Annotated in this window: 14 protein-coding genes; 8 read left to right on the top strand and 6 right to left on the bottom strand. The window is 62.2% G+C overall.

All coding sequences use genetic code 11. The features are described from left to right. Positions 1 to 7 precede the first annotated feature (7 nt). Entirely contained in the window at positions 8 to 736 is a 729-nt protein-coding gene (locus ACSBQT_RS02870; RefSeq protein ID WP_370036023.1) for a sulfite exporter TauE/SafE family protein, read from the bottom strand. A gap of 313 nt (positions 737 to 1049) precedes the next feature. On the opposite strand from ACSBQT_RS02870, the gene ACSBQT_RS02875 reads away from it, so the two are divergent. Together ACSBQT_RS02875 and ACSBQT_RS02880 are read left to right on the top strand one after the other, a co-directional pair. Then, positions 1050 to 2402: an Nramp family divalent metal transporter gene (locus tag ACSBQT_RS02875; protein WP_370036025.1), complete on the top strand. Its 1353-nt coding sequence runs from the start codon at positions 1050 to 1052 to the stop codon at positions 2400 to 2402. Positions 2403 to 2518: 116 nt separating this feature from the next. Beyond that, positions 2519 to 3688 carry a sialidase family protein gene (locus tag ACSBQT_RS02880; RefSeq protein WP_410709625.1) on the top strand — a complete coding sequence of 390 codons (1170 nt, stop codon included), beginning with the start codon at positions 2519 to 2521 and terminating at the stop codon, positions 3686 to 3688. A gap of 30 nt (positions 3689 to 3718) precedes the next feature. On the opposite strand, the gene ACSBQT_RS02885 is transcribed toward ACSBQT_RS02880, so the two are convergent. Both ACSBQT_RS02885 and pdxA read right to left on the bottom strand, forming a co-directional pair. Continuing rightward, a complete protein-coding gene (locus tag ACSBQT_RS02885; RefSeq protein WP_370036029.1) occupies positions 3719 to 4504 on the bottom strand; it encodes a DeoR/GlpR family DNA-binding transcription regulator in 786 nt (261 codons plus the stop codon). A gap of 197 nt (positions 4505 to 4701) precedes the next feature. Continuing rightward, on the bottom strand, positions 4702 to 7257 hold the full coding sequence (gene pdxA / locus ACSBQT_RS02890; RefSeq protein WP_410709626.1) for a 4-hydroxythreonine-4-phosphate dehydrogenase PdxA: 2556 nt from the start codon (positions 7255 to 7257) through the stop codon (positions 4702 to 4704). 140 nt (positions 7258 to 7397) lie between these two features. Here pdxA and ACSBQT_RS02895 point away from each other — a divergent pair, with 140 nt between their 5' ends. The 6 genes from ACSBQT_RS02895 (at position 7398) to ACSBQT_RS02920 (ending at position 15167) form a co-directional block, all read left to right on the top strand. Continuing rightward, positions 7398 to 8378, top strand: a complete 981-nt coding sequence (locus ACSBQT_RS02895; RefSeq protein ID WP_410709627.1) for an aldo/keto reductase — start codon at positions 7398 to 7400, stop codon at positions 8376 to 8378. Positions 8379 to 8421: 43 nt separating this feature from the next. Then, positions 8422 to 9315: a dihydrodipicolinate synthase family protein gene (locus tag ACSBQT_RS02900; protein WP_410709628.1), complete on the top strand. Its 894-nt coding sequence runs from the start codon at positions 8422 to 8424 to the stop codon at positions 9313 to 9315. Positions 9316 to 9554: 239 nt separating this feature from the next. Next, the gene (locus tag ACSBQT_RS02905) at positions 9555 to 10283 is read left to right on the top strand and encodes a GntR family transcriptional regulator (RefSeq protein ID WP_410709629.1); all 729 of its coding nucleotides are present in this window, start codon (positions 9555 to 9557) and stop codon (positions 10281 to 10283) included. Between the two features lie 219 nt (positions 10284 to 10502). Beyond that, complete coding sequence (locus ACSBQT_RS02910) at positions 10503 to 11549, top strand: 2-keto-3-deoxygluconate permease (RefSeq protein WP_410709630.1); 1047 nt, start codon at positions 10503 to 10505, stop codon at positions 11547 to 11549. A gap of 48 nt (positions 11550 to 11597) precedes the next feature. Next, positions 11598 to 14255 (top strand): UxaA family hydrolase, encoded by a 2658-nt coding sequence (locus tag ACSBQT_RS02915; protein WP_410709631.1) that lies wholly within the window; start codon positions 11598 to 11600, stop codon positions 14253 to 14255. A gap of 60 nt (positions 14256 to 14315) precedes the next feature. Next, the gene (locus tag ACSBQT_RS02920) at positions 14316 to 15167 is read left to right on the top strand and encodes a fumarylacetoacetate hydrolase family protein (protein WP_410709632.1); all 852 of its coding nucleotides are present in this window, start codon (positions 14316 to 14318) and stop codon (positions 15165 to 15167) included. 148 nt (positions 15168 to 15315) lie between these two features. Here the strand turns inward: ACSBQT_RS02920 and ACSBQT_RS02925 are convergent, their stop codons facing one another. From ACSBQT_RS02925 to ACSBQT_RS02935, 3 genes are all read right to left on the bottom strand, one after another. Next, positions 15316 to 16260 carry a phosphoglycerate dehydrogenase gene (locus ACSBQT_RS02925; protein ID WP_410709633.1) on the bottom strand — a complete coding sequence of 315 codons (945 nt, stop codon included), beginning with the start codon at positions 16258 to 16260 and terminating at the stop codon, positions 15316 to 15318. Then, positions 16260 to 17693 carry an Nramp family divalent metal transporter gene (locus ACSBQT_RS02930; RefSeq protein WP_410709634.1) on the bottom strand — a complete coding sequence of 478 codons (1434 nt, stop codon included), beginning with the start codon at positions 17691 to 17693 and terminating at the stop codon, positions 16260 to 16262. The genes ACSBQT_RS02925 and ACSBQT_RS02930 overlap by 1 nt, the downstream gene beginning before the upstream one ends. Positions 17694 to 18136: 443 nt before the next feature. Further along, positions 18137 to 19567, bottom strand: coding sequence for a purine-cytosine permease family protein (locus tag ACSBQT_RS02935; RefSeq protein ID WP_410709635.1), 1431 nt, complete (start codon positions 19565 to 19567; stop codon positions 18137 to 18139). Between the last annotated feature and the right edge of the window lie 207 nt (positions 19568 to 19774).

Here is a 19774-nt window from a genome sequence, read left to right on the forward strand (position 1 = left end):
GGACTGATCAGGCGAGATGAGAGCGAACGACTTCGACGATGACGAGGAGCGCGCCGACGATCGACGAGCCGACAGCGAGGCGGTAGAGGAGTCGACGGTCGGCGCGTCGGATGACGAAGTTCGACAGCCACAGTCCGATGAGCATGAACGGCAGCAGGACCGCCGCCGCGATGAGGTGTCTGGTGCCGACTTCGCCGCCGATGGTCAGTCCCGTCAGGGACAGGATGCTGCCGAGGGTGAAGTAGGCGCTCATCGTCGAGCGCATCGATGACGGATCGAGCGAGCGCATGATGAGACTGATCGGTGGTCCGCCGATGCTCGTGGCCGTGCCGAAGATTCCCGAGACCGATGACGCGACGAACATATTGCGGTTCGAGGCCGCCGGTGACCAGCCGACAAGGCTGAATGCGGCGCCGGCGAGGACGGTGATCGCGAGCATCAGAGACAGCCCGGAATCCGGCAACATCACCACGGCGGCGGTGCCGATGGCGATGCCGGGCAGCCGTCCGAGGGCGCCCCAGCCGACGAGCTTCCAGTCGACGTCCTGACGTTCGCGGGCGAACGCCGTGAATGAGGTGAGGGTAGCCAGCAGCAGCAGGGCGGACGGCAGCAGGTCGGGGCGCAGGAGCGCGAGCACTGGTGCGGTGATCATGCCGAGGCCGAATCCGATGGAGCCCTGCAGGCAGGCTGAACCCAGCACCACGATCCCGATGATCAGGTACTGGACGATCTCCATCGATTCCTCATTCCTCTGCTGTGGGCGCCGCGGTCGGACATCTGCGGGCCGCTGGTCAGGCGACTTCTTCCGCTTGCGACACTGCAGCCGTACGGCGCAGATTGCGCGTTCTGATCACCTATTCTATGCGCAGAACGAACAATCAAGCATCTTTTTTGCGAAATTGATTGCGCACAACACGCATGTATGGGCTAGTCTTTACGAAGATTGCGCACGGTGATGACACGGATCAATCCTTGCATCATTCATCGGGCAATCGCTCAGATGTCCATCTACACATGGGAGTGCAGCCATGGCCGCCGATGTCCATAGCGTGAAACGCAGCTCTGTCTCTTCGATGCCCGCGCAGAATCCGCTGCCGCGCGGTCTCGGTCTCGTCACTTCGGTCGGGCCCGGCCTCGTGCTGGCCATGTCCTTCCTGGGCACCGGCGACCTCGTCAGCTCCTCCGTCTCCGGCGCCTCCTACGGGTATGCGCTGCTGTGGACGCTCATCCTCTCTCTCGTCGCCCGCACGTTCATCATCTCGTCCATCGCGAAGTACACGCTGATGAACAAGCACGGGGACACACAGATCCTCGACGGATTCGCCCGCCTGTCGCCGGTGCTGCCGGGGATCATGGCCGCGGTCGTCCTCATCGCCGGCTTCATCACTCAGGCCACCTTCCTCCTCGCCGCGGCCGTCGGACTCCACGAACTCACCGGCGGTGAGTGGGGAGGCAGCTGGGGCCGTTTCTTCTGCGCGATCATCATCGTCGCGCTCACTCTGTCGCTGGTCATGCTGCGCAAGCAGTTCGTCGTCCTCGAATACTTCGCCCGTTTCGCCTCTGTCGCGATGATCATCGCCTTCGTCTACGCGCTCATCAAGATCGGGACCTTCGACATCGCCGGCTTCGTCCAGGGCATGGCCTTCGAGATCCCGAAGGAGCAGAACACCTCGGCGTTCGCCCCCATCGTCATCGCCTCGGCGACCATCGGCACGATCGCCGGCAACATGCCCAACCTTCTCTATTCGGGCTTCATGCGCGACAAGGGCTGGGTCGGACCGAAGTATCGGAAGATCCAGCAGTTCGACCTCATCGCCGGCATGGCCCCGCTGCTCATCATCAACCTGCTGTTCTGGATCGTCGCCGCCGAATTCAGCGCCGCCCACCCCGGCTTCTCCATCGCCGACGAATTCGACCTCTCCCACATGCTCTCGGTCGCCGTCGGCCCGGTCGGTCCGTATCTGCTATGGATGTGCATCTTCTTCGCCGCGATGACGAGCTTCCCGCCGCAGTCGCGCGGTTTCTCGCAGCTGGCCATCAACGGCATCAACCACACCGTGCCGTCGATGCGGAAGTTCCTCGGCCGCGACGAGGAGAACCCCGCCTTCCGGTGGATCCAGGCGATCGTCTTCATCGTCCTGCCCCTGGCCTCGACGATCCCCGGCGCCCCGGATCTCATCTCGCTCAACATCGTCGGCACCGCGATCTCCACCGTGCTCAGCCTCCCGATCATCGTCGTCTGCATCCTGCTGCTGACCTCCCGGAAGAAGCACATGCACTCCTACGCGGTCAATCGGAAATGGCAGACCGGACTGCTGCTTCTCCTCGGCATCATCGCCATCGTCGTCGGCGTCCAGATCGCCATGCAGATCCCCGCGATGTTCCAGACCGCGTTCGGATGATGAGTCGGACCGTCGGTCCGGGGATTCCCTCGCCGAGGCGGCCCACCCCTGCCGTGCGAGCGATCCCGCCGAGTTAAGTACCCTGATTCCGTTGCCAAGACATGGAGGAGACACCCATGACACTGCTGTCCCAGCCCGCACTCGAACGAGTTCCCGCACCGTCGTCTGACGGCAGGCTCCGGTTCTTCGAGGACGATGGTTCCGCGGCCGCGGTGATCCCGACTGATCGGCGCTCGAATCACGCGCCGTCGATCCTGTCCCTGCCCGGCGGTGGTCTGCTGGCCGCCTGGTTCGGCGGCAGCGATGAGGGCAACAAGGACATCGACATCCTCGTCTCCCGGTTCGACGTCGATACGGGACGATGGACCGCCTCGGCGGCGGTGACCCACGATGAGATCCGATCGGATCAGAACCCCGGTCTCTTCGCAGCCCCCGACGGGACGATCTGGCTCGTCTATACCTCCCAGCTGTCGCGGCAGTCCGGGGTCCCCGAGACCTTCAACCTCCAGCACACCTCCGTGGTCAAGGTGATCCGTTCGACCGACGACGGAGCGAGCTGGAGCGAACCGGAGACGCTCTTCGACTGCGAAGGAACGTTCTGCCGACAGCCCATCCAGGTGCTTGAGGGTGGGACCTGGGCGCACACTCAGTGGCTGTGCTTCGACGATGATTCGAAGAACGGCTCCGACCAACCGGTCGTCCAGATCTCCGCGGATCAGGGATCGACCTGGAGACAGGTCGAATTCCCCGAGGCAGCCGGTCGGGTCCACCCGAACATCGTCGAGCTCGAGACGGGACGACTCGTCAGCCTCTTCCGCTCACGCTTCGCCGACTGGGTCTACCTCAGCCGATCCGAGGACGGCGGAGAGACCTGGTCGGTGCCCGAAGCCACCGAGGTGCCGAACAACAATGCCGGGCTCAGCGCATTCCGTCTGCCCTCGGGCATGCTCGCTCTCGTCTCGAACGAGCACCAGGTCGCCACGGAACCCGGCGAGGTGGTCTGGCCGTACGAACGGCTGCGGATCGTCATCGCGGTGTCGAACGATGAGGGCCGCACCTGGCCCGTGCGTCGAGTCATCGAGCCCGGTGACGGATTCTCCGGTGAGGGCAATCTGCGCAGCAATCGCCGTCAGGAGTACCCGCACGGCATCGTCGACGCCGACGGGGTCATCCACGTCGTCTACGCCTTCAGCTCCCGCCGGGCGATCCGACATGTCGTCTTCGACGAGGAGTGGATCTCCGGAGTCGAGGATCAGGTCCACACCGACTGCAAGCTCTGGGGCTGAGTCCCGGGGCCTCTTCACGTCCTCGTGCCGTCAGCTCTGCACGGCGTTGCCCATCTGGTCGACACGGACGACGGTGATACCGCGGTCTTCGAACGGTGTGATCTGCGCCGGATCGGCCGAATCGTCGGTGACGAGAGTCCAGCCGTTGCCGAGGTCGGCCCAGGCGTGGAAGGGCCGCTGGCCGAGCTTCTCGGCATGGGCGAGAACGAAGACGTGGGTGGCGCGGCGGCTCATCAGCTCTTTGAGGCGAACCTGTTCGGGCAGAGCCTCGCACACTCCGTCCTCGGCGGTGACGGCATCGGCGCCGAGGAAGGCGAAGTCGAACGTGAATTTCTCCAGCCCCGCCTCGGTGATGGGGCCGATGAAGCCCTGGCTGACGGGGCGGTAACGACCGCCGAGGAGCGTGAACTCCACGTCCTCTAGGTCGGCCATCTGCTGCAGGGAAGTCAGGCCGGAGGACACCACGGACAGAGGGGCGGTATCCCGGAGCGCACGGGCGACCTGCGCGGTCGTCGTGCCGGCGTCGAGGAGCACATGCGAACCGGCAGGGACCTGCCGGGCGCACCAGGAGCCGATGGCCCGTTTCACCTCGGGGGCTTCGTGGGAGCGTTCGGCCAGCGTGGTCTCGGACTCTGAGGGGACGGCGATCACGCCGCCGTAGGTGCGTGCCAACTCTCCCGAGTCGGTGAGCTTGGCGAGGTCGCGACGGATCGTCGACGCGGTGACCCCGAGCATCTCCGACAGGGACTCGACACTCATCTCGCCCTGCGTCCGGACGAGCTGAAGGATCTCCTCGCGACGTTCGCCTGCGTTCATCACACTCCTGATCGGTAGTCGTTGATCGCCACTGTATCGCGGATTCTCGCGCGGATTGCGCAGAGCCGCCTCGGTGATGGGGCGGTTCGCGAACTCAGACTCGCGCGAACTGCGCAGAACATCCTCGGCGCAGGGGCTGGTCAGGGGCGGTCCTGACCGCGCATCGAGGCTGAGAACGGGCCGACGGCAGAGGCGGCTCAGACGACGGCGAGAGCCGCGGCCTGACGCATCGCCTCACTCATCGACTCGGTGTCGACCTTGCCGGTGCCGGCGATGTCGAAGGCGGTGCCGTGATCGACCGAGGTGCGGATGACCGGCAGGCCGACGGTGATGTTGACGCCGGCATCGATGCCGAGGACCTTGATGGGTCCGTGCCCCTGGTCGTGGTACATCGCGACGATGAGGTCGTAGTCACCGCGGCCGGCGAGGAAGAAGGCGGTGTCGGCGGACAGCGGCCCGACGGCGTCGATGCCGTCGGCCTGCAGCTTCGTGATCGCCGGAGTGATCTTCTCCTCCTCTTCGCCGTAGCCGAAGAGCCCGTTCTCACCGGCGTGCGGGTTGATCGCGCAGACGCCGATATGCGGCCGTTCCAGTCCGGCCCGGATGAGTGCGTCGTGGCCGCGGCGGACGGTGCGTTCGACGAGGCCGGGCTCGATCTTCGCCACGGCATCGATGAGTCCGATGTGGGTGGTCACGTGGATGACGCGCAGCTTGGGGGAGGAGAGCATCATCGAGACCTCCTCGGTGTCGGTGAGCGAGGCGAGCATCTCGGTGTGCCCGGGGTACTTGTGCCCGGCGGAGTGGAGGGCCTCCTTGTTGAGCGGCGCCGTGCAGATCGCCTGCACCTCACCGGACATGGCCAGCTGCGAGGCGCGTTCGATGTAGCGGAACGCGGCATCTCCCGCGACGGGGGAGAGTTCGCCCCAGGGCAGATCGCCCGGAAGAAGGGCGAGGTCGATGACGTTGATGACGCCGGGCACGTGTTCGGCCTCAGAGGGGGAGTCGACTCGGCGGATCTCGACCGCGGTGCCGAGCACCTGCGCGGCCTGCTCGAGCCGTGCGGCATCCCCGATGACGACGGGGGCTGCGACCGCGAGCACCGAGGGGTCGAGGCAGGCGGCGATGCAGATCTCGGGGCCGACGCCGGCCCCGTCGCCCATGGTCACTGCGACTGTGGGAAGCGCGTTCATTGACTCTCCTTCGTGGTTCGCGACGGTGGCCGCGGTGGTCGTGGTGGGCTCACCGGTGGTCAGAGCCGAGTGGATGAGGGTGAGGGAATCGGGTCCGCCCTGGCCGCCGGGCCGAGTGACGACGGCGGCGAGGTCGACATCGTCGGCAATGTTCGCCGAGGCGGTCCTGACCGTGGACAGCACCGCACCCGGGTGGATCTCGCGGATCGTTTCGATCCTGTGCACGCCGAGGCGGTCGAACACGGCGCGTGCCGTCTCTCCGCCGGCGGCAGCAAGGGCGACGGGCCCGAATCCGGACAGTGCACGGGTGGCGAGTTCGGCGAGGAAGCCCGGCAGCGGCCGAGGGTCGACGGAGGCTCCCGTGTCGGTGAGTCGGACGACGAGGTGGGACTCGGTCAGGGCCTCGCGTACGCGTGCGGCGGAATCGTCAAGACGGTAGGGGTCGTCGGCCCAAGCGGTTACCTCGGTGGCGGGGAAGTCGAGCACTCGAGTGTCCGAGTGGTCACGCAGGTGAACGATCTGCGTCTCGATCCTCTCCGCAGCGGTGCCGAGGAGAGTGAGGACCCGTGTGGGCGTGCGCGGCAACGATGACGGGGCGGGCCGTTCAGCTGCTGTGTCACCCGCATCGGCCAGGGCAGATGCGTCGCTTGGTGCAGTGAGTCCGCCTCTTCGACGCTCGGCCAAGGCGCGCGCGAGTGCGGAAGTGCCGACGAGGACGGCCGAGGTCGCCTCGGCGAGAGCGACGATACGGGTGAGATCCTCCATCGTCTCGGCATCGGCGGTGATGAGGCGCTCGCCACCGACGCCGGCATTCGCGGCGTCGATACTGGCGTCCGCGCTGTCAGCGGCGTCGCGGCTGTCAGCGGCGTCCGAACTGCGGCTGTCAACGACGTCGGCGAAGACGTCGGCAGCATCGGTGCCGGGCAGTGACCGCAGTTCGCCGAGGCCCAAATGGCGGGCGGGGACGGGGCACAGATCCGATAGTGCCTCCGGTGCGCTGCCGTCCTCGAGGCTCCAGGCGCGGGTGCTGCTGAGCCGAATTCCGTTGTCGAAGGGCACTCCGCCGACGACCGTGCGGGCCTGCTGCGGAAGCGCCGGAGCGAAGATCACGGGGCCGCCCGCGTGGTCGAGGGCCGCAGTGAGCGCGGCGCGGATATTGCCGCGGAGCAGGGAATCGACCTTGATGAGTGTGCTGCGGGGCGAACCGAAGTCACGAAGTGCAGCTGCAGTGCGGGCGCCGGCCGACTCCGCCGGCAGATAACGGCAGTCGAGATCGACGACGAGGTCCCGGGGATCTGTGTCGGCCGCCTCGGCGAAAGATCGATCGGATTCTGAGCCGGCGTTCGCCTCGATGATGGTGTCATCCGCGCCGGCGTTCTCCTCGGCGATGGTGTCATCTGTGCCGGGGTTCGCCTCGGTGATGGTGTCATCTGTGCCGGTCGCGGACTCTGCACTCGACGAGGTGAGCACGATCGGGGTGCCCGGATCGAGTGTGGCGGCGACCTCGGCAGCGCCGCTGAGATCGTCGGCAATGACCAGGACACCGGATTCGCCTGCTGACATGGCACTCCTTTGCGTCCGGTCCGGCTGAACACCCTCTACACTGACATGTGTGCGCGAAATGCGCAAGTTGTTGCACGATCCACGCACAAATGGGAAGATCGGTGTATCGACGATCTGCCCCACTCAACGAGGAGACTCCCTTGACCACAGACTCGACCATCACGCTCGACGGAGTCTCCGTCCCCCTGTCCCGGCTGGTGCTCGGCACGATGACATTCGGCGACACCGTGACCGAAGCGGCAGCGCACGAGGTCTTCGAAGCCGCCGTTGCGGCCGGGATCACCGGCATCGACACCGCCAACGGATATGCGAAGTCGACGACGGAGAGCCTCATCTCGCCGCTGGTGAAGAAGCACCGGGACCGGATCGTGCTCGCGACGAAGGCAGGCATGCCCCACGCCGATGCCGGCGAGCATTCGCCGCTGTCCGCAGCGGGACTGCGCGCGAGCGTCGAAGGGTCCCTGCGCCGCCTCGACGTCGAGTCGATCGACCTCTTCTATCTCCACCAGCCCGACCGTGCGGCCTCGCTCGACGAGACGCTCGAGACCATCGCCGCCCTGCGCGCCGAAGGCAAGATCACCGCGCTGGGCTTCTCGAACTTCGCCGCCTGGCAGGCCGTCGACGTCATCGCCGCCGCCGAGCGCGCGGGCGCGCCGCGCCCCGTCGTAGCGCAGAACGTCTACAGCGTCCTGGCCCGCCGGATCGAGGACGAATGGCTCGAATGTGGACAGTCCCACGGCATCGCAACGATGGCCTACAACCCGCTGGCCGGGGGCCTGCTGGCCCGCCGCCCGTCGACCGATGGAACGGGGGATCGTTTCTCGGGATCCGTGCTGGCAGAGATGTACTCGCAGCGCTACCTCTCCGACTCCGTCCTCGCCGCGGTCGAGGCCTTTGCCGCCGTGGCCGACGATTCCGGGATCCCGCAGGCCGAGCTCGCCCTGCGCTGGGTTGCCGAGGCGCCCGGAATCTCCGCCCTGCTGCTCGGAGCCAGCCGAGTCTCCCAGCTTGAGGGCAATATCGCCGCGATCGCCAAAGGCCCGCTGCCGGCCGATGTGCTCACCGCCGTCGATGACGCCACCGCCGAAGTCCGCGGCTCCCAGCCGAAGTACAACCGCTGACCCGTCGCCGATCAACCACTCCACCACCTGAGAGGGAACCACCATGACAGCCACCCGAGGCATCCTCGCCGCCACCGCCACTCCGTTCGACGAAGACGAGAACATCGCCGAGGCGGCCCTGCGCGCCCATGTCCGCCGTCAGCTCACCGCCGGAGTCCACGGCATCTTCGCCCTCGGCACGAACGGTGAGTTCTACGCCCAGTCCGCGGCCGAGCGTGCCGAAGCCGCGCTGATCGTCATCGACGAGGTGGCCGGCGCCGTCCCCGTCGTCATCGGTGCCGGTGCCGCAACGACCCGGGAGACCATCGCGATCGCCGCCGATGCCGCTGCGGCCGGTGCCGACGCGCTGTCGATCATCACCCCGTACTTCGCGGCCGCCTCGCAGGTCGAGATCGAGAATCACTTCCGGGCCGTGGCCGACTCCGTCGACGTTCCGGTCATCGTCTACAACATTCCTGCGCGGACCGGCAATGCCGTGGCACCGGCGACGCTCGAAAAGCTCGCAGCCGTGGACAACATCACCGCGGTCAAGGACTCGAGCGGGAACTTCGACACGATTCTGCAGTACCTCGAGCGCACCGATCGCGAGACCTTCGACGTCATTTCCGGCAATGACTCCCTCATCCTCTGGACCCTGCTGGCCGGCGGTGCCGGAGGGATCAGCGGCATCGCGAACATCTATCCGGAGACCATGGCCTCGATCTATGACCTGTTCGTCGCCGGGGACATCGATGCTGCGCGCTCCGCACAGGACAGCATCCGCCCGATCCGCAACTGCCTGGCACTCGGCAACCCGAACACAGTGGTCAAGGCTGCCGCGAACGAGCGCGGATTCGGCCTCGGTCCGGCGCGGGCGCCGTTTAATGCGCTCTCGGACGAGGCGAAGAAGCAGGTCGCCGCGACGGTCGCCGCCGATGTGGAGCGCGGCCTGGCCTGAGGCGCGCATCGCGGGCATGAGATAAGGGGCTGCACCGATCGGTGCAGCCCCTTAGATCGCAGTTGGTGCGGTCGGCGCTCGGGGGCCACCCCGACCATACACGTAAGTGTATGCAGTTCTCGAAAGAGCATATGCTGATAATGGCGAAACTGGACAAAAACGGGACGTATACTTCCGATTCATAGAGTAAGTGTATACACTTGAGACGGTTGACGGGTTTGGACTGAAGGGTTGAAACTATGACGCGGGATCTGGCTGCACCTGGTGAGAGTCGACGACTGGTTGAGTATGCACATGCGCGCCTCCGAGAAGGAATTATCACAAACCGCATACCCGCCAATTCTTCAATTAGCCAAGTCAAACTCGCTGACGAGCTTGGGGTGAGTAGAACACCGCTTCGCGAGGCGCTCCGATTGCTTCAGCATGAGGGGCTTGCGAAAGTAGAAGCGAACAAGAGGGTGACAATTTCGCAGGTCGACCCTGCTGATTTGGATGCTTTGTACGCAATGCGCATTCAGCAAGAGTCACTCGCAGTGTTTCACGCCACCAAACAAGTCTCGGACCAGGACCGTCACCGTTCTGAGCGGGACCTCGAAATGATGTTCCAGGCGATTCAAGACGACGATATCGACGCTTGGAGTGTCGCCCATCGACGCTTTCATCTTTCGATGGCGCAGGGACTTCACGCGCGATATGACACGAGCATTTCTCGGCATTTCGATCACGCAGAGAGGTACCGGCATATCTACCTGACCGATTCTGATGTGAATTGGTCGCAGAGTTCACGAGACCACAGTGCAATCTTCGAATCTTTTAGCGCGGGCGACGCTGCTCGCGTAGCTGAACAAGTTGCAGAGCATTACGGGCGAACTGCGACGTCGGTCATGCGAAGCATAGACCCAGACTACAAGCCAGCTTTAGTTCCATCCGCGATCAACATGGCTCTCAGCCTCCGGTTCATATCCTGATATGCGAACGGCTCAATTGAGTCCAACGACGGCTTCATTGGCTCAAACTGTCAGGACTCTGGTGACGTGTGCTTCCTCGGTATGTGCTTGTCGTGCAGATAGGCCCGCACACACCCGCGCTGAGAAAAGAGCATGTGTTCACTCACAACTTCCGCGTGAATAGCGACTCGTCTTTCATTTCAAAAGTTTTCGACCCCTTCACATGTCAAAGGAGACAAGATGAATATTCTGAAATATGCGAGCAAGATTCCAGGCGGATTGATGATCATTCCGTTGTTGCTCGGAGCAACGATAAATACGTTGTTTCCACAAGTACTTGAAATAGGTGGATTCACTCAAGCCGCTTTCAAAGACGGCGCCAATGCAGTCATCGGGGTGTATCTCTTTATTATGGGGTCCCAGTTGACCGTAAGGTCGACTGGCCCAGTCCTGCAGAAGGGATTCGCGATTCTCCTAGGGAAAATCGCCGCTGGTGTAGCCGTGGGATTGGCGGTCGGATTCTTTGCGCCAGATGGCACGCTATGGACTCTTACGCCGCTCGCAATCATTGCTGCCATGATCAATTCAAATGGTGGCCTATTTGCCGCGCTGACTACGGAGTTTGGGAATAAGACTGATCGTGGAACATTCCCTATCATTGCGCTCAACGACGGTCCGTTTTTCACGCTCGTGGTACTTGGCGCTGCTGGAATGGCGGACGTCCCACTGATCGCTCTGGTTTCCGTGATCGTCCCGATACTCCTCGGATTCCTGCTGGGGAACTTAGATGAGCGGATCCGAGATTTCCTTAAGCCCGGTGAGAGCCTGCTCATTCCGTTCTTTGCGTTTCCGCTCGGCGCCGGTATCGACTTCAAAGACATCGTGTCGGCGGGCCCGCCCGGAGTCCTTTTGGGAGTTCTCACCGTGGTTCTCTCGGGAGGCGGAGCGATGTTGTTCCTTCACATCATCCACCGTGTTAAACGGACCCCGAAAGAGAGAAGGAACCTCATCTCCGGAGCTGCAGAGTCGTCTACCGCTGGTAATGCTGTAGCAACGCCAGCGGTCGTTGCGACTGTCGATCCGAGCTACGCGGATATTGCCGCAGTTGCGACTACACAGGTCGCGGGAGCCATGGTGACAACCGCGATCCTCACGCCGATACTGACGACTCTTGTGTACAGATGGCAAATGAAGCGTGGAATAGATCCGAAGAACGAATACCCGGAGTATGACTCAATCGGACAAGCGACGCCTGCCACTGAACCAGTGAACTCCGACGAAACGTGAGTCCCCGAGCGCGACCAAGAATTCAGAACATCTGAAAGGAGATTGCAAGTGAAGATCAGATACTTGCTTCCGGACAAATCCGACAATGTGGCAATCACGACTGAGAAGATTCTCGCAGGCGAAACGCTCGAAGTCGCTGGGCAAGCGGTAGACATTTCGACAACGATTCCGAAGGGTCACCGTTTTGCTGTCAAGCCAATTCCCGCGGGATCGGAAGTGAACTCGTGGACGTACGCTTTCGGCTACGCCACGCGAGATCTGGCTGTCGGGGACTATCTGTGCAACTCGAAGATGCGGGAAGTGCTAGAACTTCGTGACCCACAAGATTACCCTGATGGACTGACGGTCAATTTCACCGACCGGGATACGACGGTTGAACAGTTCATACCAGAACCGCATACGTACTTTCCCACTCGGGAAGGCGTTTCGAATCCGCCAACGTTCTCCGGCTATTTTAGAAGCAACAGCAGAGGCTGGGGGACCCGTAACTACGTAGCTCTTATCGGAGTCAGTTCGCTCTCCCGAAACCTCGTCCTTTCTGCAACGCAAGCTATAAGCGAAGAATTCGAAACGACTGACGATTTCCACGGTGTCGTCCCGGTAGTACACACCGAAGGCGGTTCGACTACCTCCATCAACAATCGTGCCCTTCTCCTGCGCACATTGGCGGGGTTCGCGGTCAATTCGAATCTCGCCTCGGCGATCTTCGTGAACTCTGAAGACTCGGCCATTAGGAACGAAGATGTGCTGGCGGAATTGCAGAGAATGGGGTCTCGACATCTGTCAAGCAGCATCCGCTTTTTCAACGCAGGATCCGAGGAAGGTTCGGATATTGCCGCATTGCAGAGGATTGCAGCGCCACTGGTAGATCGTGCGCGACGCGTGAGGCCCGGGAAGGCGCCGATGTCGGCCCTCAAGCTGGGATTACAGTGTGGTGGCTCGGACGCGTTTTCGGGAGTCACTGCGAACCCGCTTCTTGGTAGTGCTGTGGAACGAATCGTGCAGGAAGGCGGAATAGCGAACCTCGCTGAGACTGACGAGCTTATCGGCGCAGAACAGCACGTCCTGGCGAAGGTGAGTGACGATTCCGTCATAGGAGCATTTCTTGGAAAGCAGAACGCTTTCAAGTCTTATGCCCGACGGCACGGGCAGACTGCTGAAGGAAACGTATCTGGAGGCAACATCTATCGCGGTCTTTACAACATCACGTTGAAGTCGCTGGGTGCTGGCCGTAAGAAGGATCACGATACGACTCTCGACTATGTCATCGGTTATGGCGAACAAATGGATCGAGTGGGGTACTGCTTCATGGATAGTCCAGGAAATGACCTCGAAAGCATTGCCGGACAGGTCGCGGCCGGAGCCAACCTAATTCTATTCACCACCGGAAATGGATCGATCACAAACTTCCCATTTGTTCCTACCATCAAAATTGTCACAACAACAGAGCGATTTGAACTGCTTGAGAGTGATATGGATTTCAACGCTGGTTCATTGATGGATGGCAAGCCGTTCCAAGAAGCTGTTGAAGAGCTGTACGAGCATACGCTGACTGTGGCTTCCGGGACGCGGAGCAAGGGAGAACTTACCGGCCAGTCTCAGGTGCAGATTTGGCGCGACTGGCACGAATCAGACAACAGCGCGGGGCGGCGACCGCTGCAGGCTGTCAGGACGGGGCCAGCATTTGCGAATCGTGGCGCAGTTGCGAACAAACTGCCGAACAAGGTACGTGATCTTCGCAGGATTGCAATCCTGCCGACGAGTCTATGCTCCGGACAAGTTGCCGAACAGATTGCTGGTCGTGCAGTTTCCGGAGAGTTATCCAGCCAATGGGAGGTCATTGCACTTCCACATACTGAAGGATGTGGAGTCTCGGGTGGCGAAGCAGAGGACCTCTATGCAAGGACGATGGTCGGATATGCCGACCACAGCGAGATTGACTACGCAGTATTCCTTGAACACGGTTGCGAAAAGACTCATAACGACTTCTTCTCAGCGCAGTTACGGAAACGAGGCATAGATACTTCTCGATTCGGGTGGGCTAGTATTCAGCGGTCGGGTGGCATCGAGGCAGTGACAAACATCGTTCAGTCTCTTATCGATGCACGCATTGGGATCAATGACGCACCGACCGCACACGATTCGAGAGAAGAATCGCGAGGGCATGGCCTTACGACTATTGGGGTGGGGAGCTCCAACTCTGGTCTGACGGACTACGCGGCCAGAACGATGTCGAAAACTGTGGAACTACTGGCAGGTCTGGGGATGACCATGATTATCGCCGAATCAGATGCGCTTTTGCTTCAATCAGAGTTCCTCGAACCGCTTGGGCTGGTTGACGTATCCCCGACGCTCGAATATGGAGCACGGCCCGAGGACTCAGGGCTTCACATTATGCAGATGAGTACCGACGACTGGGCGGAAGCATCAACTGGGATGGGCGCGGCCGGTGCGCAGGTGTTCATGGCACTGGCCCATCTGCGTCCGCTGCAGCCTCATCGTTTCCTACCGACCCTGCAATTCTCAGACCAATCAAGTCAAGACTCGCTCTTTGACCACATCCTCACTGGAAACACCCGTCACGACTCAGAGCTGATCATCGAACGGAGTCTTGGAGCATACGCCGGTACTTATTCATGTGTGACTAAGGGCCGGCCAAATACGGGATTCCAACTCTCGCGGGGCTTCAGCGGAGTTTCACTCTGACCAGCATCTATGCCGATTTCGAAAAGCTGCTTGACTCTTTACTTTATGGAAGGACCTCCTTTGAAAATTGCACGAATAGATGGCAAAGCACATCTGATCGATGATTCCGGAAACGAACTGCGCGCTGCGGATATTGAGGCGCTTTCAGGGGGCGAATTTTCGTCCGACGTGAAAGCGTTACTTCCCAGGCTGGACGAGTTGCAGGTGTGGTCGGAGGAGGCCGACTGGAAGACTCGGGGGGAAACAGTCGACTTCTTACAGTTGCAGACCCCATTGCCAGACCCCACGCAGATTCTGGCTATCGGAATGAATTACCAGGATCATGCTGACGAGGTAAACATCTCAGTACCCGAGTCGCCTGCAATTTTCACCAAGTTCAGTTCGTCGCTGACAGGTGCCTCGCACAAAGTTAAATTGCCTTCAGCAATGGTCGACTGGGAAGTGGAACTCGTAGCGGTCATTGGGCAAGGCGGTCGTAATATCGGAAAGCAAGAAGCGTGGGAGCACATAGCAGGCTATGCAGTAGGCCAGGACTTATCGTGCCGAGAACTTCAATTCGCCGCCTCCAACTCGCCTCAGTTTTCACTGGGAAAGTCGTACGAAGGGTTTGCGCCAGTAGGGCCCTGGATTACAACAGCAGATGAGATCGATGTCTCCCTCGGCGTAAGGATGGACTGCCGACGCGGTGACGTGATACTTCAGCAAGGTTCGACCGAGCATCTCATTTTCGATATTCCCACTCTCATCGAACACATCTCTTCAGTCATCGAACTCAGAACGGGGGACTTGATTTTCACGGGAACTCCGGACGGCGTCGGTTTCGGGCGGGACCCGAAAGAATTCCTATCCCCTGGCGATAGACTAACCAGTACAATCGAGGGACTTGGCACCATTGTCCAAGCATTCCACTGATCCATCCGAGGGTATGGTTTCGGCCGGGATGAACTCTACAGCGAGACCGGCTTGAAGCTCACTGGATGTCGAAGGGGCTGCACCGATCGGTGCAGCCCCTCTTGTCTACGATGCCGCTCTGTCTATGGCGACGGTGGTGCTTGGCGAATCAGACCACCGAGAAGCGCGGTTCCTCGCCCTGCAGCACCCGGACGACGTCTTCGACGGCCCACGTGCCCATGTTCTCGTTCGCTATATCGGAGTACGCGCCGATGTGCGGGGTGGCGATGAGATTCGGCGCAGAGAGCAGTGGATCGTCCGCCGCCGGCGGTTCCGTGGCGAAGGCGTCCAGGGCGGCGAATGACAGCCTCCCGGACTCAAGAGCCGTGGCCAGAGCTGCCTCGTCGACGAGCCCGCCACGGGCCGCGTTGATGAGCCCGGCGCCCTTGGGCATCGTGGCGAGAAGCTCGGCATCGAGCAGCGGCTCGTCGCCACCGGGCAGGTGGAGGGTGAGGAAATCGGACCTTGCGACCACCTCGGCGAGGTTCTGGGGCTCGGCCCCTGCCTCGGCGATGGCCTCATCCGGGACGTACGGATCGTACGCAGCGATGCTCAGGCCGAATCCTGCGGCACGCTTTGCGACCTCCCGTCCGATGCGGCCGAAGCCGAGGATGCCGAGGCGTTTGCCGCTCAGCTGCGAACCGAAGAACACGCCCCACTCACCGGCGCGCAGAGAATCCTCGGCCGCGCGGATCCGGCGGGCGCCCATGATGAGGAGTCCGAGCGTGAGGTCGGCGACGGACTCGGCATTCGCTCCGGGAGTGTTGACGACCCTGACTCCGGCAGCAGCGGCGGCGTCCAAGTCGATATTGTCGACCCCGGCTCCGTGCTTCGCGACGACCTTGAGGTCGGGGCAGGCGGCGAGCACCTCGGAGTCGATCCGATCGAGACCGACGATGACCGCCTCGGCGCCGGAGATCGCCTCGATGAGGTGCTGGCCGGTCTTGGGATGATTCTCGGTCCGGTAGTCGAGGTCGAGGCCGAGTTGCGCGGATCGCGCACTCGGTCGCTGCGAATACTTGCCGAAGGACGGGGTGAGGACGGTGAGGCGCATCAGGCTCCGATCTCGATTCCGAAGGTCTCGAACACGGTGTAGATGCCCAGCAGACCGATCGCCAGGGAGGCGAAGACGAGCATCACCGTGAAGAAGTGGTTGGACTTGAACTCGGCCGGCACCTCTCGGGAGCGAAGGTACCAGACGGCGATGACGACGGCGACGAGGAAGACGCCGCTGGCCACCCCGCCGATCTGGACCATGATCACCGGGGACTGGATGATGAGGTAACTCAGCGCCCAGATGATCGGGAAGACCACGGTGAGCACACGGATGATGCGGCCACGGGTGAGGGTGTTCTCCCAATCGAAGACGCCGAGGATGGACACCGTGTTCGTCCACAGCCGGGGCACGCTCGCGGTCGACGCGATGAAGGTCGAGAAGAGGACGGCGAACGCACCGATGAGGAAGATCCAATGGCCGGCTTCGCCCATCGTCGAGGAGTACATCGACGACAGCGTGGTGATCATGTCGTTGCCCTCGGGCACGAGGTTCTGCGGGTGGAGGATAGCCGCGCCGATGACGTAGAAGGACATCGTGCACACGGTCGAGACGATCCAGGAGACGAGCACATCCGTGCGCATCACCGAGATCCAGCCGCGGGCGCGGCGGGCGCGTTCCTCGGTGCCGTCGTTCGGGCCGGTGTAGCGGGCATAGCCCTTTTCGAGGCACCAGTAGGTGTAGGTCGTCATCTCGTCGGCGCCGACGCCGGTGATGCCGAACATCGCGACCGCGAAGCCCAGCGTGCCGGCGGGAATGGCGAAGGTCAGTCCGCTCATGACGTCCGCCGAGGTGTAGGCGAAGTCGGTGAAGGGCAGCGATACTGCGAGTCCGACAGTGGAGACCGTGAAGATGATGACCGCACCGACGGAGAACTTCTCGACGATGCTGTACTTGTTCGTCACGAGCAGGGCGATGACGACCGCGAGCGAGACGACCGTCCAGAAGACGAGAGACGGAGTCGAGAGCGGCTCGCCGAAGACAGGCAGCATGATGCTCAGTGCAGCGACGGCACCGCCGATGATGCCGCCGCGCTGGAGGACCTTCGCGAAGTCCATGAGGATCCACAGCAGGTTGATCCAGCCGGCACGCCCGATGAGGCGGGGACCGACGTGGCCGTAGCCTTCGAGCGCGGGCTTACCGGAGAGGATGGTCCACTGCGCGAGCTCGAGCTGGACCCAGACCTTGACCGCGGTGGAGATGATGACGAGCCAGAGGAGGACGAAGCCGGCCTTGGCACCGAGAGCCGTGGTGGTGATGAGTTCGCCGGAGCCGATGACTGCGGCCGAGATGACAAGACCGGGACCGAGGTACTTGAGCTTGCCCGCAAAGGTCGTGGGCGGTTCGAGCACGTCCTTGGGGTCGAGGTGGTAGGGGTCGACGGCGGCTTCGGCGCCTGTGCGATCGTCCCGGTCGATGTTCTGCGCGGTCATACTCGGCTTCCTTGCACGGAGGTGGATCTGTCCATTGATCGTGCCGGTGCCTCGGGGCGAATCAGAGCACGACGGCCCCGTCGGCACGGCTCATGCAAGTGTGCCACCGATTGCGTGATGTGCGCAACATGAATGCATGAACTGCGCATTCAGGGTTGGTTTGGCGCTGATGAAGTGCTCGTTGTGAGCGAGACGTGGCCTTTCGGCTGGAGTGAGCTTGCGGTGACCGATTCCCTGCACGGTGTGAGCCGTTGATGTCTCCTGCGGGTGGATCCGCCTCGATCGCAATGCAAATCTCGAGGAGGATCCACCCGCAGGGAACATGACGACGACCGCGGGTCGGCAGCGAAACACGCTGCCGACCGACGGCCGTTGGAGGAGTGGAATCACCCGCCGAGGTCAGCTGCCCGGATAGGGCGGGGCCGCCTCGGTGAGGGTGGGGCTCACGTGCGCTCGAGTTCCTCGAGGCTGGGGTAGATCGTCTCCTTCGGGGCGACTCCGTGGTTGCGGATGAGCACGAAGTAGAGGACGAAGGTGACGACGATGCCCACGAGCCACGAGATGTCTGCGCCGCCGAGCTTCGCGACCAGCGGGCCGGTATAGAACGACTGCGCGAGGAACGGGATCTGGATGATCACGCCGACGCCGTAGGCGAGCAGTGCACGCCAGTTCCATGCCCCGTAGCGGCCGGCTCGGTCGTAGAACGCGGGGATGTCGAAGCGGTCCTTCGAGATCAGGTAATAGTCGGTGAGGTTGATGACGCTCCAGGGGGTGAACACCATGAGCAGCGCGAGCACGAAGTTCTTGAAGTTCGCGAGGAAGTCAGCTGACGCCAGCAGCGCCACAAGCACGGTGAGGGTGACGATGCCGATGACGAAGACCGCGCGGGTCCAGCGGCGGATCGTCGCCCTGTTGCCGAAGGAGGTGAGGATCGTCAGCGTGCACATGAACGCACCGTAGGCGTTCAGCGTGTTGACGGTGAGCTTGCCCAGCAGGATGACGATGAAGATGAGGAGCGCGAAGACGCCGCCGCCGACGATGTCACCGACGTAGGCGACCTGGTTCTCGACGAATTCGTTGCCGGACTCCGTCATGGCGGCCGCACCGATGAGCGCGCCGAGAGTCATCGACCACTGCGATCCGATGACCGATCCGCCGAAGGTGAACCAGAAGGTCTTCGACGACGGGGTCGACCGCGGCAGATACCGCGAGTAGTCCGCGACATACGGGCCGTAGGTCAGCTGCCAGCCCACGGACAGCGCGATCGCGGAGAGGAAGGCGGGGAAGGCGAACGACGAACCCGAGATCAGCCCGGGAACGTCGACCTTCGTGAACACGCAGTAGGTGATGAAGAGGAACCCGAGCAGGCCCGTCACCGAGGAGATCCGACCGAGCACGTGGATGTACTTGTATCCCAGCAGGGCCACCAGGGCGGTGAGTGCGCCGAAGATGACGATGCCGATCCACGGGGTCTGCGCACCGATGATGAGGTTGACGGCTTGACCGGACAGGACTGCGCCGGTCGACGCGAAGCCGATGTACATGAGGACGACGAGCACGAGCGGAATGATCGCGCCGATGATGCCGAACTGGGCACGTGAGGAGATCATCTGCGGCAGTCCCAGCTGCGGGCCCTGCGCCGAGTGGAGCGCCATGACGATTCCGCCGATGATGTTGCCGATGAGCAGGCCGATGATCGCCCAGAGTGCGTCGGCGCCGAAGACGACGGCCAGGGCCCCGTCGACGATCGCGGTGATCTGAGTGTTGGCGCCGAACCACAGGGTGAACTGGGAACGTGGCGTTCCGTGACGCTCGGCGTCAGGCACCATATCGATGGATCGCTTCTCGATCCCCGAATTGGTCGTACTAGCCAAGATTGCCTCCTTTGAGTGATGAATCAGTCTTAGTCAACACCCAGAGGAGGCGACCGACGAGACCTGAATCACACATTCTGTCCGATATTTCGGATCATCTGCGGGGTGAAATGAATAGCGGGACTCAACGGCGAATGACTCGCCCCTCAGCCCCGCTTCGATCGTAATCTCGGACGGATTTCTGTTCTGTTTCGCTCGATTCTCCGG

It is taken from the genome of Brevibacterium sp. H602 (assembly GCF_051172395.1).
In the GTDB taxonomy this organism is placed as follows: Bacteria; Actinomycetota; Actinomycetes; order Actinomycetales; family Brevibacteriaceae; genus Brevibacterium.